The sequence below is a fragment of the Arthrobacter pasteuri genome, from assembly GCF_054510955.1.
The window spans coordinates 25053-41126 of sequence record NZ_JBTNDO010000005.1; the positions used below are offsets into that span (position 1 = coordinate 25053).

Annotated in this window: 13 protein-coding genes and 1 tRNA gene; 12 read left to right on the top strand and 2 right to left on the bottom strand. The window is 69.3% G+C overall.

The window, feature by feature from the left end; translation table 11 throughout:
- The first annotated feature begins 9 nt into the window (after window positions 1–9).
- The 10 genes from ACX80H_RS15535 (at window position 10) to ACX80H_RS15580 (ending at window position 8183) form a co-directional block, all read left to right on the top strand.
- Window positions 10–1272 carry a pseudouridine synthase gene (locus tag ACX80H_RS15535; RefSeq protein ID WP_459314311.1) on the top strand — a complete coding sequence of 421 codons (1263 nt, stop codon included), beginning with the start codon at window positions 10–12 and terminating at the stop codon, window positions 1270–1272.
- Window positions 1273–1275: 3 nt separating this feature from the next.
- Complete coding sequence (locus ACX80H_RS15540; protein WP_459314312.1) at window positions 1276–2400, top strand: prephenate dehydrogenase; 1125 nt, start codon at window positions 1276–1278, stop codon at window positions 2398–2400.
- A gap of 29 nt (window positions 2401–2429) precedes the next feature.
- Window positions 2430–3158 (top strand): (d)CMP kinase, encoded by a 729-nt coding sequence (gene cmk / locus ACX80H_RS15545; protein ID WP_459314409.1) that lies wholly within the window; start codon window positions 2430–2432, stop codon window positions 3156–3158.
- 82 nt (window positions 3159–3240) lie between these two features.
- Complete coding sequence (der, locus tag ACX80H_RS15550; protein ID WP_459314313.1) at window positions 3241–4791, top strand: ribosome biogenesis GTPase Der; 1551 nt, start codon at window positions 3241–3243, stop codon at window positions 4789–4791.
- A 77-nt stretch (window positions 4792–4868) separates the two neighbouring features.
- A tRNA-Pro gene (locus ACX80H_RS15555) sits at window positions 4869–4942 on the top strand.
- Between the two features lie 188 nt (window positions 4943–5130).
- Window positions 5131–5517, top strand: a complete 387-nt coding sequence (gene gcvH / locus ACX80H_RS15560; RefSeq protein ID WP_459314314.1) for a glycine cleavage system protein GcvH — start codon at window positions 5131–5133, stop codon at window positions 5515–5517.
- Window positions 5518–5639: 122 nt separating this feature from the next.
- The gene (locus ACX80H_RS15565; RefSeq protein WP_459314315.1) at window positions 5640–6086 is read left to right on the top strand and encodes an FHA domain-containing protein; all 447 of its coding nucleotides are present in this window, start codon (window positions 5640–5642) and stop codon (window positions 6084–6086) included.
- Window positions 6087–6094: 8 nt separating this feature from the next.
- Window positions 6095–6844, top strand: a complete 750-nt coding sequence (gene ftsR / locus ACX80H_RS15570; protein ID WP_459314316.1) for a transcriptional regulator FtsR — start codon at window positions 6095–6097, stop codon at window positions 6842–6844.
- Between the two features lie 10 nt (window positions 6845–6854).
- A complete protein-coding gene (locus tag ACX80H_RS15575) occupies window positions 6855–7358 on the top strand; it encodes a bifunctional nuclease family protein (RefSeq protein WP_301228514.1) in 504 nt (167 codons plus the stop codon).
- A 237-nt stretch (window positions 7359–7595) separates the two neighbouring features.
- Window positions 7596–8183, top strand: a complete 588-nt coding sequence (locus tag ACX80H_RS15580; protein WP_301228512.1) for a MerR family transcriptional regulator — start codon at window positions 7596–7598, stop codon at window positions 8181–8183.
- Window positions 8184–8270: 87 nt separating this feature from the next.
- Here ACX80H_RS15580 and ACX80H_RS15585 read toward each other — a convergent pair whose 3' ends face one another.
- Window positions 8271–9098 carry a ParA family protein gene (locus ACX80H_RS15585; RefSeq protein ID WP_459314317.1) on the bottom strand — a complete coding sequence of 276 codons (828 nt, stop codon included), beginning with the start codon at window positions 9096–9098 and terminating at the stop codon, window positions 8271–8273.
- A 222-nt stretch (window positions 9099–9320) separates the two neighbouring features.
- Between ACX80H_RS15585 and ACX80H_RS15590 the strand changes: the two genes are divergently transcribed.
- Together ACX80H_RS15590 and ACX80H_RS15595 are read left to right on the top strand one after the other, a co-directional pair.
- Window positions 9321–12743 carry a pyruvate carboxylase gene (locus tag ACX80H_RS15590; RefSeq protein WP_459314318.1) on the top strand — a complete coding sequence of 1141 codons (3423 nt, stop codon included), beginning with the start codon at window positions 9321–9323 and terminating at the stop codon, window positions 12741–12743.
- A 61-nt stretch (window positions 12744–12804) separates the two neighbouring features.
- Window positions 12805–14208, top strand: coding sequence for a mycothione reductase (locus ACX80H_RS15595; protein ID WP_459314319.1), 1404 nt, complete (start codon window positions 12805–12807; stop codon window positions 14206–14208).
- Window positions 14209–14234: 26 nt separating this feature from the next.
- On the opposite strand, the gene ACX80H_RS15600 is transcribed toward ACX80H_RS15595, so the two are convergent.
- The gene (locus tag ACX80H_RS15600; RefSeq protein ID WP_459314320.1) at window positions 14235–16043 is read right to left on the bottom strand and encodes an AMP-dependent synthetase/ligase; all 1809 of its coding nucleotides are present in this window, start codon (window positions 16041–16043) and stop codon (window positions 14235–14237) included.
- Between the last annotated feature and the right edge of the window lie 31 nt (window positions 16044–16074).

The window sequence follows — 16074 nt, forward strand, 5'->3', positions numbered from 1 at the left end:
ACTTTCTACATGACACAGCAGCCAGGATCCGGTTCCGGACGTAATACGCCGCGCCGCGGCGGATCGACCGGACGCCCATCCGACGCTGCCCGGCGGACGTCCTCACCGCGCAGCGGATCCGGGCAGGGCGGCGGCGGCCGGCCCGGCGAGGGTCGCCCGTTCCAGGAGCGCAACGAGCGCGGCGGCCGGTCCGGCGAGGGTCGTCCGTTCCAGGAGCGCTCGTCCGACGGGCGCCCCGCTGCGGGCGGCGATCGCCGTGGTTCCACCGACGGCCGAGCCCGTTCTGCCGCGGGCAGGCCGTCCGCTGGGACCCCGTCCAGCCGCTTCGGTGTCAAGGCCGGAGGACGTGCCGCCGGGAAGCCCGGGCGCCCCGGTGCCACGTCCGGTGCCCGTTCCGGTGGCCAGGACGGTGCCGGTCGTCCAAAGCCTGCGGGAGCCAAGGCCTTCGGGCGGGAGCGCTTCGGGCAGAACCTCGGTCCGGTGCGTCCCTCGAAGCCCAAGCGCGCGAGCCGCCCGGCGGACGAGATCGACGTCCACAACCCGGAGGGCGTGCGGCTGCAGAAGGTGATGGCTCTCGCGGGCGTCGCTTCCCGCCGCGTGTGCGAGGAGATGATCCTCGACGGACGCGTGGAGGTCGACGGCACCGTCGTCACCGAGCTCGGCGTGCGCGTCGATCCCGAGCAGGTAGCCATCCATGTGGACGGCATCCGCCTGCAACTCAACGAGCACCTGAAGTACTACGTCTTCAACAAGCCGCGCGGCGTCGTCTCCACCATGGAGGACCCCGAGGGCCGTCCCTGCATCAGTGACTTCCTGAAGAACAAGAACAAGAACGAGCGGCTCTTCCACGTCGGTCGCCTCGACGCGGAGACCGAGGGCCTGCTCCTGCTCACCAACGACGGCGAACTCACCAACCGCCTGACCCACCCCTCCTACGAGGTCCCGAAGACCTATCTCGTGCAGGTACGGGGCCCGATGGCGCAGGGTATCGGTGCGCAGATGAAGGAGGGTATCGAGCTCGAGGACGGCCCTGCACAGGTGGACTCCTTCAAGCTCGTCGACTCGACACCGGGACACGTCCTCGTCGAGGTCGTGCTGCACTCCGGCCGTAACCGCGTGGTCCGCAGGCTCTTCGACGCGGTCGGCCACCCCGTCGAGCGCCTCGTCCGGACCCAGCTCGGCCCCATCCGGGTCGGCGACCAGCGTCAGGGCAGCATCCGTGTGCTCGGGCGCCAGGAGGTCGGGCACCTGCTGGCATCGGTGGGCCTCTAACCGATGACCATGCGCACGGAGCAGGGAACGCACCTCGCCGGACCGGTTCTGATCATCGGGGCCGGTCTGCTGGGAGCCAGCATCGGGCTGGGTCTGCGCACGCGCGGGCTCGACGTCGTCCTGTTCGATAGTTCGCCGTCGACCGAAGCCGTCGCCCGCGACATCGGTGCCGGCCGGCTCCTCGCGGACGCGCAGGGCGCGGCTCAGGTAGCGCCCGAGGTCGTCGTGGTGGCCACGCCGCCCGACGTCACCGCGCGTGTGGTGGCAGCCGCCCTGCTGGCGCACCCCGACGCCGTCGTCGTCGACATCTGCAGCGTGAAGGAGGCGATCCTCCGGGAGCTCACCGCCACTCCCGGCATCGGTGCACATCTCTCCCGCTACGTCGGGACGCACCCGATGGCCGGCCGCGAGAAGTCCGGGCCCGTCGCCGCGCGTGCGGAGCTTTTCACGGGCGCTCCGTGGGTCCTCTGCCCCCACGCCGACAGTGCCCCCGAGGCCGTGCTGTGCGCCGAGTCGCTCGCCGTCGACCTCGGTGCGGTGCCGGCGCGGATGTCCGTCGAGGAGCACGACGAGGCGGTCGCCCTCATCTCGCACCTGCCCCAGGTGGTGTCATCCCTCGTGGCGAGCAGGCTGCAGGATTCGCCGGTGCAGGCCCTCTCGCTCGCCGGCAACGGACTGCGGGACGTCACCCGCATCGCGGCCAGTGACCCGCGCCTCTGGGTGCAGATCCTGTCCGCCAACGCCGGCCGCCTCGTCGACATCCTCTACGGCGTCCGGGAGGACCTGAACCGCCTGATCGGCACCCTCGAGGACCCGACGGCCGGCGGAGCCCGGCTCGACATGGCGCAGCTGATGTCCGAGGGGAACGCGGGTCAGGCGCGTGTTCCCGGCAAGCACGGTACCCCGCCGAACTCCTTCGCGCGCCTGACCGTGCTCGTCGACGACGTGCCCGGCCAGATCGCGAAGCTCCTCACGGAGATCGGCCACACCGGCATCAACGTCGAGGATTTCCGCCTCGAGCATTCTCCCGGACGGCAGGTGGGCCTTGCGGAGCTCTCGGTCCTGCCGGGCAAGCGACAAGAATTGACGGAGTCCCTGACGCAGCGGGGCTGGAAGGTAGTGCAGTGACCCAGACTTCAGCAGAAACCACGCAGGCCATCCGGGCCGGAGCTCCGGCGGGGGAGTCCGCTCCGTCGGGCCCCTACTCCGGATTTCGCCTCGGCAAGTCGCTCGTGGTCGCCATCGACGGTCCCTCCGGGTCCGGCAAGTCGAGCGTCAGCCGCGAGGTGGCCCGCCGCCTGCGCGCCGCGTACCTCGACACCGGCGCGATGTACCGGGCCGTCACGCTCCACTGCATCGCCACCGGGATCGACCTCCAGGACAGCGCGGCGGTCGAGGCCGCGGCGCGGTCCATCGAACTCTTCATCAGCACCAGCCCCGACCGCGAGTCCGTGACCATCGCGGGCGACGACGTCACCTCCGCCATCCGCGAACCCGAGGTCTCCTCGGCGGTCAGCGCCGTCGCCACGACCATGGGTGCGAGGGCCGAGCTGATCCGGCGCCAGCGTGCACTGATCGCCGGTGCCGGTCACCGGATCGTCGCCGAGGGACGGGACATCACCACCGTCGTCGCGCCCGACGCGGAGGTGCGCATCCTCCTCACCGCGAGCGAGGAAGCCCGCCTGCGCCGCCGCGGCGACCAGCTCGGCAGAACGCAGACCGACGCGGAGCTCAAGCGGCAGGTCATCGACCGTGACGCGAGGGACTCCACCGTGGTCAACTTCCAGCAGGCGGCGGATGGGGTCGTCACGCTCGACTCGTCGGACCTCGACTTCGAGCAGACCGTGGCGGCGGTCATCGGCATCGTACGCACCGTGGCGCACTAGCAGGGCACCACCGCAAGTATTCGGGCGTGAGCCCACCAGGATTACCGTCGGGAGACGGTGAACACCAACCGAAGGAAACAAGATGAGCGAGAACCTTTCGCCGAATGCGACGGCCCAGGGCGCCGACGAGGACTACGAGCCGAGCGGCGAGGACCATGTCAGCGAGGTGCTCGATACCCTCGACGACGCCGAGGCCGAGCAGCGCGCCGCCTCGCTGCGTGCCGGGCTCGAGGACTACGAGCTCGACGACGAGGATGCCGCGCTCCTCGCCCGGCAGGACGAGGACTACGACGACGAGGCAGAGGGCCGGCTCAACCCCGTCCTGGCCATCGTCGGGCGACCGAACGTCGGCAAGTCCACTCTGGTGAACCGCATCCTCGGCCGCCGTGAGGCCGTCGTCGAGGACACCCCCGGAGTGACCCGCGACCGGGTGTCCTACCCGGCGCAGTGGTCGGGCCGCAACTTCACCTTGGTGGACACGGGAGGCTGGGAGCAGGACGCGAAGGGCATTGCTGCCCGCGTCGCCGACCAGGCGGAGATCGCCGTGGACATGGCCGACGCCGTGCTGCTCGTCGTGGACGCGACGGTCGGCGCCACCGCGACCGACGAGGCCGTGGTGCGCATGCTGCGCCGCAAGAAGAAGCCCGTCATCCTCGTGGCGAACAAGGTCGACGACATCCAGAACGAGGCGGATGCCTCGGTGTTGTGGGGACTCGGCTTCGGTCAGCCCTGGCCGGTCTCCGCCCTCCACGGGCGCGGCACGGCCGACATGCTGGACAAGGTCAACGAGATCCTCCCGGAGTTCTCGGAGCACGGCGGCATCGAGCGGTCCGGCGGGCCGCGGCGTATCGCCCTGATCGGGCGACCCAATGTCGGCAAGTCCTCCCTGCTCAACAAGCTGGCGGGTTCCGACCGCGTCGTCGTCGATCCCCTGGCCGGGACCACCCGCGACCCGGTGGACGAGATGATCGAACTCGGAGGCCGCACCTGGCGCTTCGTGGACACCGCAGGCATCCGCCGCCGGGTGCACATGCAGCAGGGCGCCGATTTTTACGCCTCACTGCGCACCCAGTCGGCGCTGGAGAAGGCCGAGGTCGCCGTCGTCCTTCTCGCCGTCGACGAGGTGCTCAGCGAGCAGGACATCCGCATCCTGAACATGGCCATCGAGTCCGGCCGGGCGATCGTGCTGGCCTTTAACAAGTGGGACCTGCTGGACGACGAGCGCCGCCGGTACCTCGAGCGCGAGATCGAACAGGACCTCGCGCACGTGGACTGGGCGCCCCGCGTGAACATCTCGGCCCTGACCGGATGGCACAAGGACCGCCTGGTGCCCGCCCTCGACGTCGCACTCGAGTCCTGGGACCGGCGCATCCCCACGGGCCGCCTCAACGCGTTCCTGGGTGAGCTCGTCGCGGCGCACCCCCACCCGGTGCGCGGCGGCAAGCAGCCGCGCATCCTCTTCGGGACGCAGGCCTCCAGCCGGCCGCCGAAGTTCGTCCTGTTCACCACGGGATTCCTGGACCCCGGCTACCGCCGCTTCATCACCCGCCGCCTCCGCGAGACGTTCGGCTTCGAGGGCACGCCCATCGAGGTCAGTATGCGCGTCCGCGAGAAGCGGAGCCGCAAGCGCTGACACCGTCCCAGTGTGCGGATCCACCCGGAGAATGCTGTATTGTTATCCGAGTGGTTTGGCCTGCTGGACGGGCCGATCGGGATGTGGCGCAGCTTGGTAGCGCACTTGACTGGGGGTCAAGGGGTCGCAGGTTCAAATCCTGTCATCCCGACACTGCAGGGCCCGTTTCCACCGGCAATCCGCCGGAGGAGACGGGCCTTTTGCATGTCCGGGCCGGTGGCAGCCCGCCATCACCGACCGTGTGAGAGGCGCGTCACGTGTCCGCCGGATATGCCTATACTCGACCAGTACCCGGCGGCCGTCCGCCGCCGCTGAAGACCGCGCGTCCGAAAGGCAACCATGAGCAACATTCCCGATGGCCTCTACTACACCGCGGAACACGAGTGGGTCAGCGAGCCCGCCATCGACGGCACGGTCCGCGTCGGCATCACCGATTTCGCCCAGGACGCGCTCGGCGACGTCGTCTACGTGCAGATGCCCGAGGAGGGCACCAGCGTGACGGGCGCCGACGTGATCGGCGAGGTCGAATCGACCAAGAGCGTCAGCGACATCTACGCACCCGTCACCGGCCAGGTCGTCTCGCGCAACGAAGCGCTCGACGACGACCCGTCCCTGATCAACTCCGACCCCTACGGTGAAGGCTGGCTGCTGGAGATCAAGGTCTCCGATCCCTCCGTGGTCCAGGACCTCCTGAGTTCAGCCGACTACTCCCAGCAGGTAGGCTAGAACTGCCCGGCGAAGTCAGCGGGGACGGTACGGCCGGCGACAACCGGGCATACCGCGCAGCAGGGGGAGGAAGACCGATGGTACGCAACGTGAATCGATCCGGAAAAGGAGAAGAGCCGAACATGACGTCTCCTGAAACAACGTCGATCAGTCTGCCGCCGTACTCCGCCGCGGAAGAGATCGAGCGACATCTGACACGGGAGGAGCAGGCCTCCGTCGCCGCACTCCCGGCGGGCTCCGCCCTCCTGATAGCCCATTCCGGACCGAACGCCGGTGCGCGGTTCCTCCTCCACGAGGACGTCACCAAGGCCGGGCGCCACCCGAATGCCGACATCTTCCTCGACGACGTGACGGTGTCCCGCCAGCACGCCGAGTTCCGAAGGACCGACAGCGGCTTCGTCGTCGTGGACACCCGCAGCCTCAATGGCACGTACGTCAACAACGACCGCGTGGACAGTGTCGCCCTGCGCGACGGCAACGAGGTGCGGATCGGCAAGTTCCGGCTGACCTTCTACGCCGCGCGCAAGACGTCCGGCCGGGCGCCGCGGCACACGGCAGCGCAGGCCTAGTCCGGTTCATGCCTGTTTCCCGACCCGCCCGCCAGCCGGCCGGCATCGCTTCCGGCTCCTCCGGCACCGGTGTCCTCAACATCGGTGAGGTCCTGCGCGAGCTGGCCGAGGACTTCCCCCAGGTCACGGCCTCCAAGATCCGTTTCCTCGAGGAGAAGGGCCTCATCTCCCCGCAGCGGACGCGCGCCGGGTACCGGAAGTACGCGGCGCACGACGTCGAACGCCTGCGTTTCGTCCTGGCCCTGCAGCGTGACCAGTACCTTCCCCTGAAGGTCATCAAGGACTACGTCGACGCGATCGACCGCGGAGAGCGGCCCGAGTCACTGCCCGGCGGCATGACACTATCGCCGCGCGTCGTGTCGGACCAGTTGTCCCGCGAGCTCAGTGCGCACGGCCGTCGGCTCACCGCGGAGACGCTCGCCGCCGAGGCCGGCGCACCCCGCCGGCTCGTCGACGACCTCGTGAGCTTCGGCCTGATCACCGCCGTGGACAACCGCTTCGACGAGCACGCCCTCAAGATCACGAAGGCGTGCGTGCAACTCGAGAGCCACGGGATCGAACCCCGCCACCTGAGGCCCTTCCGGGCCGCTGCGGACCGGGAACTGGGGCTCGTCGAGCGTGTCGTCGCTCCTGTCGCATCCCGCAAGGACGTCGCATCGAAGGCCCGTGCAGCCGAGACGGCGCGTGAGATCAGCGAACTCTGCCTCGGTCTGCACAGCGCCCTCGTGCACAGCCATATAGCCCGAATGGACAGTTAGGCGGCTTCCCGTGATCGAAGTAGAAGTGGTGGGCGTGCGGATAGAACTGCCGTCGAACCAGCCCCTGGTCCTTCTGCGCGAGACCGCGGGGGAGCGGCACCTGCCGATCTGGATCGGGGCCCCGGAGGCCAGCGCCATCGCCTTCGTCCAGCAGGGCATCGTGCCGCCGCGGCCGATGACCCACGACCTCCTGGTCGACGTGGTCGCAGCGGCAGGCAAGACGATCTCCGAGGTGCGCATCACCTCCGTGGAGGACACGGTTTATCACGCGCAACTCGTCTTCAGCGACGGTGTGACGGTCAGTTCCCGGGCTTCCGACGCCCTCGCCATCGCACTGCGGGTACCCTGCCCCATCTACTGTGCGGACGAGGTCCTGGCCCTGGCCGGCGTCGAGATAGCGGATGCCGACGCCGAGGAGACGGAGGACGGCGACACCGAGGAGACGGCCGAGAAGGAGGTCCTCCAGTTCCGGGAGTTCCTCGCCGACGTCGAGCCCGAGGACTTCGAGCGCTGACGCTGCCCGTCCCCTACGGCGCGGTGGCGGGCCTGCGATGCGCGGGCGCCGATCGGGCGGCCGGCGACACGGCCGTTCTTACGGCCCAGCATCTTTGACCTTGCCCCTCACGGGATCTAACGTCGAAGGATACAGTTCCCATTGCGTGCGTGGGGGACTCGGGGCACACTTGAGTGCACATCCTGAGGTCCCGCCCAGCCGGCATTTTTCCCCGGGAACCCGACGAGGAGGCAACACGTGAGTCCGAAGGGTGACGCCGGCAAGGCAGCCAGCCCGGCAGGCACGGGTGTCCCGCCCAGCGCCCAGGGCTTGCTGTTCACGGAAGACCTCCCCGTCCTCGACGAGGACGCCGGATACCGCGGCCCCACCGCCTGTAAGGCCGCGGGCATCACCTATCGCCAGCTCGACTACTGGGCCCGGACCGGCCTCGTCGAACCCGCCGTGCGCGGCGCCTCCGGCTCCGGCACACAGCGCCTCTACGGCTTCCGCGACATCCTCGTCCTCAAGGTGGTCAAGCGGCTGCTCGACACGGGCGTGTCACTCCAGCAGATCCGGTCCGCGGTCGAGCACCTGCGGGAGCGCGGTGTCGAGGACCTCGCCCAGATCACCCTCATGAGCGACGGCGCCAGCGTGTACGAATGCACATCGGCGGACGAGGTCATCGACCTCGTGCAGGGCGGGCAGGGCGTCTTCGGTATCGCCGTCGGCCGTGTCTGGCGCGAAGTGGAGGGCAGCCTTGCGGCCCTTCCCAGCGAGCACGCCCCCGACCAGGAATTCCCCGGGGACGAGCTCAGCAAGCGCCGCGTGACACGCAAGATCAGCTAGCAGACGACGGAGCGGGCCCCGAGGGGCCCGCTCCTTCGCAGTTCCGGGCCCATCCCTACCTCCGGGCCGTTCCTACCGCTCGCCGGATCATGCCCGCCTGGCGGTGCGACTCCGCATCCTGCCCGAATCCAGGACGCTCCTCAGCAGTTCATCGAAGTAACCTGCCGACTGCTGGGCGGAATCCCCGGGCCAGTGGTGCACGGAGTGGGCAGCGCCCTGGATCTGCTGCCAGTTGGCCTGCTCCGGGATCGTCGGGCTGAGCAGCAGGTCGCCGAACATCTGCCGCATCTCGCCGAGGCGGAACGCATGCTCGTTCGACGTGGGCCGCACCCGGTTCGCCACGATGCCCGCCGCGTGCAGGTCGGGTGCGAACTCCCGGCGGAAGAGCTCGAGGGCGCGCATCGTCCGTTCGGTGCCCGCCACGGAGAACAGGGCGGGTTCAGCGACGAGGAGGACCTTGTTGCTCGCGGTCCAGCCGATGCGTGTGAGGCCGTTGAGCGAGGGAGGGCAGTCGATCAGGACGAGGCTGTACCCCTTCACGCGGGACAGAAGCGTTGCCAGCCTGCGCTGGTCGCGCCGCCCGAGGTCCGGCCGGTCGTAGATACCGGAGTAGGCGGAGCCCATGGCGACATCGAGCGTGGACCGCCCGGATGCCCTGAGTCGCGCGGCGGTGGTCACCCAGCCGCTCGGGACGGTGTTGGCCGCAAGGTCCCCGCGCCGCGCGTCCTTCAGCAGGCGCCCGACGTCGATCTGGTCGGACGGTCGGACCGCCAGTCCGGTGGTGGCATCCGCATGGGGATCGAGGTCGACGACGAGTGTGGGGACCCCTGCTGCCAGTGCGGCCGAGGCCAGCCCCAGGGTGACCGACGTCTTTCCCACGCCGCCTTTGAGGCTGCTGATGCTCACTACCTGCACGGAATAACCCTCTACCTATCTCTGGCGGACACCGAGGCTCGCGGATCGGCCCCCGCCCCATTCTAGGGTGATCGGTGCACGCGCCCGGGCCGGCCCCGGCCCGCGAATCCGCGGCTTCCATGCGGTCGTGAAGCAGGATGACATGCACCGTGGACGCGCCGGGTAGGCCGGGTAGGATCGAGCCAGCGTGCAGGACCCGACCCGCAAGGATGCAGGAGCGTTATGTTCTCGAAGATTCTGGTAGCTAATCGTGGCGAGATCGCCATCCGTGCTTTTCGGGCCGGGTATGAGGTGGGGGCGAAGACGGTCGCGGTGTTCCCGCAGGAGGACCGGAATTCGATCCACCGGCAGAAGGCCGATGAGGCGTACCTGATCGGGGAGGAAGGCCACCCGGTGCGGGCGTACCTGGACATCGACGAGATCATCCGGGTCGCCAAGGACGCCGGCTGTGACGCGATCTACCCGGGCTACGGGTTCCTGTCGGAGAACCCGGGCCTGGCCCGGGCGGCTGCCGATGCGGGCATCACCTTCGTGGGCCCTCCCGCTGATGTGCTCGAACTGGCCGGGAACAAGGTCAAGGCGTTGGACGCCGCCCGGGCGGCGGGCATCCCGGTGCTGGCGTCCTCGCGTCCGAGCGCGGATGTCGGTGAGCTGATCGCGGCCGCGGAGGAGATCGGGTTCCCGGTGTTCGCCAAGGCCGTCGCCGGCGGCGGGGGCCGGGGCATGCGCCGGGTCGATACGCGGGAGGCGTTGCCGGAGGCTCTGGAGGCCGCGATGCGGGAGGCGCAGTCCGCGTTCGGGGATCCGACGATGTTCCTGGAACAGGCCGTCCTGCGGCCCCGGCACATCGAGGTGCAGATCCTCGCCGACGCGCACGGGAACGTGATGCACCTGTTCGAGCGGGACTGCTCACTGCAGCGCCGGCACCAGAAGGTCATCGAGATCGCCCCGGCCCCGAACCTGGACGAGGGCATCCGGCAGGCACTTCACCGGGACGCGGTGAAGTTCGCGACCGCACTCGGGTACGTGAACGCAGGCACGGTGGAGTTCCTGGTGGACACCGTCGGCGAACGCGCGGGTCAGCACGTGTTCATCGAGATGAACCCGCGCATCCAGGTCGAGCACACCGTCACGGAGGAAGTCACCGACGTGGACCTGGTCCAGTCGCAGCTGCGGATCGCGGCCGGGGAGACCCTGGCCGACCTGGGCCTGTCGCAGGACACGGTGACGCTGCGCGGTGCTGCCCTGCAGTCGCGGATCACGACGGAGGACCCGGCGAACGGGTTCCGCCCCGACGTCGGCAGGATTTCGGCGTACCGGTCGGCCGGTGGCGCCGGGGTCCGGTTGGATGGTGGGACCGTGTACGCGGGGGCGGAGATCAGCCCGCACTTCGATTCGATGCTCGTCAAGCTCACCTGTAGGGGCCGGGACTACCCGGCCGCCGTTACCCGTGCCCGGCGTGCCCTGGCGGAGTTCCGGGTCCGTGGGGTGTCCACGAACATCAGCTTCCTGCAGGCGGTCCTGGATGACCCGGACTTCATCGCCGGGAACGTCGCGACGTCGTTCATCGACGAACGCCCGGAACTGCTCACCGCCCGGATCCCCGCGGACCGGGGCACGAAACTGCTGACCTGGCTCGCGGACGTGACCGTGAACCAGCCCAACGGGGCCCGGCCGGCGCACCTGGACCCCCGGGAGAAACTCCCCGCACTCCCTGAAGCCGACACTAATGGCCAGCGCGAGGCGCGAATGCCGGGAAGCCGGCAACGCCTCCTGGAACTCGGCCCGGAGGGTTTCGCGCGGGCGCTGCGGGAGCAGACGGCGGTGGCGGTGACGGATACGACGTTCCGGGACGCGCACCAGTCGCTGCTGGCGACCCGGGTGCGGACCCGGGACCTGACCGCGGCCGGGCCGGCGGTGTCGGCGCTGACGCCGGGCCTGCTGTCGGTGGAGGCGTGGGGCGGGGCGACCTATGATGTGGCACTGCGGTTCCTGGGGGAGGATCCGTGGGAGCGCCTGGACGCGTTGCGCCGCCAGATCCCGGACATCTGCCTGCAGATGCTGCTGCGCGGCCGCAACACCGTCGGGTACACCCCGTACCCGGAAGCGGTCACGACCGCGTTCGTGGCCGAGGCCGCGGCGTCGGGGATCGACATCTTCCGGATCTTCGACGCCCTGAACGACGTGTCCCAGATGGAACCGGCGATCCGGGCGGTGCGGGCCACCGGGACCGCGGTCGCCGAAGTCGCCCTCTGCTACACCGCGGACATGCTCGACCCCGCGGAGAAGCTCTACACCCTGGACTACTACCTGGAGCTGGCGCAGCGGATCGTGGACGCCGGCGCGCACATCCTGGCGATCAAGGACATGGCCGGGCTGCTGCGCCCCGCGGCAGCGGCGCGACTGGTGAGCGCCCTGCGGGAACGCTTCGAGGTGCCGGTTCACCTGCACACCCATGACACCGCCGGTGGCCAGCTCGCCACCCTGCTGGCGGCGGTGGACGCCGGGGTGGACGCCGTAGACGTCGCCAGTGCGCCCCTGGCCGGGACGACCAGCCAGCCCTCCGCCTCGGCTTTGGTCGCGGCTCTGGCCCACACGCCCCGAGACACCGGCCTGGACCTCGGGAACGTGTGCGCGCTCGAGCCCTACTGGGAGGCCGTCCGGCGCATGTACGCACCCTTCGAGTCCGGGCTGCCCGGACCCACAGGGCGCGTGTACCGGCACGAGATCCCCGGAGGTCAGCTCTCGAACCTGAAGCAGCAGGCCATCGCCCTCGGGCTCGGGGAACGCTTCGAGGCCATCGAGGACATGTACACCGCCGCGGACCGGATCCTCGGCCGGCTCGTGAAGGTCACCCCGTCCTCAAAGGTCGTCGGTGATCTCGCCCTGGCCCTCGTCGGCTCCAACGCCGACCCGAAGGAGTTCGAAGCCAACCCGCAGGCCTACGACATCCCGGACTCGGTCATCGGGTTCCTCAACGGGGAGCTCGGCAACCCGCCCGGCGGGTGGCCCGAACCCTTCCGGACCAAGGCCCTCAAGGGCCGGGAACTCAAACCCCGCGACGCCGAGATCACCGCCGACGACGAGAAGAAACTCGCTGGCACGCCGAAGGAACGCCGGACAGCGCTGAACACCCTGCTCTTCAACGGGCCCGCCCGGGACTTCACCGCCACGAGGGACACCTACGGGGACGTGTCCGTGCTGGGCACCGCGGACTACCTCTACGGCCTGCAGCCGGGCACCGAGCACGTCATCGAACTCGACAAGGGCGTCCGGCTCATCGCGACCCTCGAAGCGGTGTCCGACCCGGACGAGAAGGGCATGCGGACCGTCATGTGCACCCTCAACGGGCAGATGCGGCCCGTGACCGTCCGCGACCGGGCCATCACCAGCAACGTGAAGACCGCCGAGAAAGCCGACCCCGCCACCCCCGGCCACATCCCCGCACCCTTCGCCGGATCCGTCACCATCACCCTCACCGAAGGAACACCCGTCACCGCAGGAGACACCGTCGCGACCATCGAAGCCATGAAGATGGAAGCCAACATCACCACCCCCATCACCGGCACCATCCACCGCACCACCTTCACCGGCGTCCAACCCGCCCAGGGCGGAGACCTCCTCCTCATCATCACCCCCGCCTGACGGCCTGCCGCGTCCGCCCTTCCCGCCGACCGGGCGGGCGGGCGCGGCTAGACTGCGTCGTGTGACCCACTACGACCTCGCAATCATCGGCTCCGGCTCAGGGAATACGCTCATTTCGCCCGCGTGGGATGACCGGAAGGTGGTCCTTGTCGAGGGCGGTACCTTCGGCGGTACCTGCCTCAACGTGGGGTGCATCCCCACGAAGATGTACGTGTACCCGGCGCAGCTGGCATCGGCGACTGCGGAAGCATCAGGACTCGGGGTGGACCTCGCCCTCGACGGCGTGCGCTGGAGGGACATCCGGGACAGGATCTTCACCCGGATCGATGCCATCTCGAGTGGCGGGAGGGACTACCGCGCGGACGAGCTCGAGAACGTGACCCTGATCGAGGAGTACGTACGGCTCACGGGGGAGAAGTCGTTCGAGACTCCTTCGGGCGATGTCATCACCGCGGACCAGCTGGTCATCGCGGCGGGGTCGCGGGCGGTCCTGCCCGGGCTCCCTGGCATCGGCCTGCCCCAGGTCCACACCTCGGACACCGTGATGCGCCTGGACGAGCTGCCCCGCCGCCTGCTGATCGTCGGCGGCGGATACGTGGCGGCGGAGTTCGCCCACGTGTTCGGCGCCTTCGGAACCGATGTCACCCTCGCCGTCCGCTCCGGCGGCATGCTCCGGCATCTCGACGCGACCGTGTCCGAGGCGTTCACGCGCCAGGCCGCCCACCAGTGGGACCTCCGGCTGGACACCGACGTCACGCAGATCGTCGCGAACGACGACGGCAGTGTGACGGCTCGCCTCAACGGGCCGGCCGGCCCGACGGAGATCGAGGTCGACGTCGTCCTCATGGCCGTCGGGCGCACGCCCAACACCGACGGGATCGGGGCAGCAGACGCAGGCTTGGACCTGCACGACGACGGCCGCCTGGCCGTGGACGAGTACCAGCGTGTCCTCCGCCACGGGGAGCCCGTCGAGGGGCTGTGGGCGCTCGGTGACGTGAGCAGCGCGCACCAGCTGAAGCACGTGGCGAACCACGAGGCTAAGGTCGTCGCGCACAACCTGCTGCACCCCGGCGCCCTCCGCGCCAGCGACCACCGTTTCGTGCCCGCGGCGGTGTTCTCGCACCCGCAGGCAGCCTCCGTCGGCATGACGGAGGAGGAGGCCCTCGCCCATGCCGAGGCGTCGGGAACGCGGATCGTCACCGCCGTCCAGCACTACGGCTCGACGGCGTACGGGTGGGCGATGGAGGACACGCAGGGATTCGCCAAGCTCATCGCCGAGCAGTCGACAGGGCGCATCCTCGGGGCGCACATCCTCGGCCATGAGGCCTCGGTGATCATCCAGCCCGTCATCCAGGCGATGTCCTTCGGCCTCGACGCGCACACCATGGCGCGGGGCCAGTACTGGATCCACCCGGCACTCACCGAGGTAATCGAGAACGCGCTGCTGTCCCTTCGGACCGGCTGACGCCTCGCCGGAGTCAGCCGGATCGCCTAGACGGTGGCCGGCGCGTAGATCGACTCGACGATGTCCGCGTAGTCCGTGAGGACCTGGGCGCGCTTGATCTTGAGGGACGGTGTCAGGTGGCCGGTCGCCTCCGTGAAGTCGGTCGGGACGATCCGGAACTCCTTGATGGCTTCCGCGCGGGACACCGTCGTATTGGCGGTGTCCACGATGTGCTGGACCTCGGCGAGGACCGTCGGATGCACGGCGGCTTCGGCCGTCGTGGTCCCGGCCGGCAGGTGGTGCCGCTCGAGCCAGCCGGGCAGCGCCTCCTCGTCGAGCGTGATGAGCGCCGAGATGAAAGCGCGCTGGTCGCCGAGCACGACGCACTGGGAGACCAGGGCGTTCGACCGGATGGCGTCCTCCAGCATCGCCGGGACGACGTTCTTCCCGCTGGCCGTCACGATGATCTCCTTCTTGCGGCCCGTGATGCGGAGGAACCCGTCGTCGTCCAGCTCACCGATGTCGCCGGTCCGGAACCACCCGTCGACGAAGGTCTCGTCGGTGAGGTCCGGACGGTTGAAGTAGCCCTTCATGACGCAGACACCCTTGGTGAGGATCTCGCCGTCGTCCGCGATCTTCACGGCATTGCCGGGGAGCGGAGCACCCACCGTGCCGATCCTGACGCGCTTCGGGGTATTCACCGTGATGGGGGCGGTCGTCTCCGTCAGGCCGTAGCCCTCGAGCACCAGCAGGCCGATACCGTGGAAGAAATGGCCGAGCCGGTCTCCCAGGGGCGCACCGCCCGACACCGCGTGTTGCACGCGCCCGCCCATTGCGGTGCGGATCTTGCCGTAGAGCAGCCGGTCGAAGACGGCGTGCTTCACTCGAAGGCCCAGCGGGATCTTGCCGGTTTGCTCGGCCTTCGACCACGCGATGGCCACGTCGGCCCCTGCGTGGAAGATCTTGCCCTTGCCGCCGTCCTCGGCTTTCAGCATCGAGTTGTTGTACACCTTCTCGAAGACGCGCGGCACGGCCAGGATGAACGTCGGCTGGTAGCTCTGGAGGTCCGGGAGCAGGTTCTTGACGTCGGGGGTGTGGGCCACGGTGGCGCCGGCCGCAACGCACAGCACGGAGATGAACCGCGCGAAGACGTGGGCCAGGGGCAGGAACATGATCGTCTGAGCACCCTCGTGCGCCACCTCGGGAAGGGCGGCAGCGGCGTTCTCGGAGAGGTCCACGAAGTTGCCGTGCGTCAGCTCGCAGCCCTTGGGTTTTCCGGTGGTGCCGGAGGTGTAGATGATCGTCGCGACGTCGTCGAGCCCGGCGTAGGCACGGCGGTCGGAGAGGGCCTGTTCGTCGGTGCCTGCCCCGGCGGTCCGCAGCGTGTCGAGTCCGTCGCCGTCGAACTGCCAGACGTGCTGCAGGGACCCGATGGTCCCCAGCGTCACCGCCTGGCGGACCACGTCCTCGTGGCGGGCGGATTCGACGAAGGCACCGACGGCCCCGGAATCACCGAGGATCCACGCCACCTGCGCGGGGGAGGAGGTCTCGTAGACCGGAACCGAGACCGCGCCCGCGAACCAGACGGCGAAGTCGGCCAGCGACCACTCGTACCGCGTACGTGCCATGATCGCCACGCGGTCGCCCGGCTGCACGCCCGACGCGATCAGGCCCTTCGCAATGTCCTCGACCTGTCGGCGGAACTCCGTGGCCGAAATGTCCTTCCACTCGCCCGACGCGCCCTTGACGGCGAACAGCGCCGGATTGGAGGGCTTCGCCGCCTGCCGGACCACCAGGTCCGTGATGTTGCTCCGGCGGGGGACGTCCACGAGGACGGGAACGCTGATGTCGCGCACGATAACTCCTTCGGTATCACCTTGACCGGTC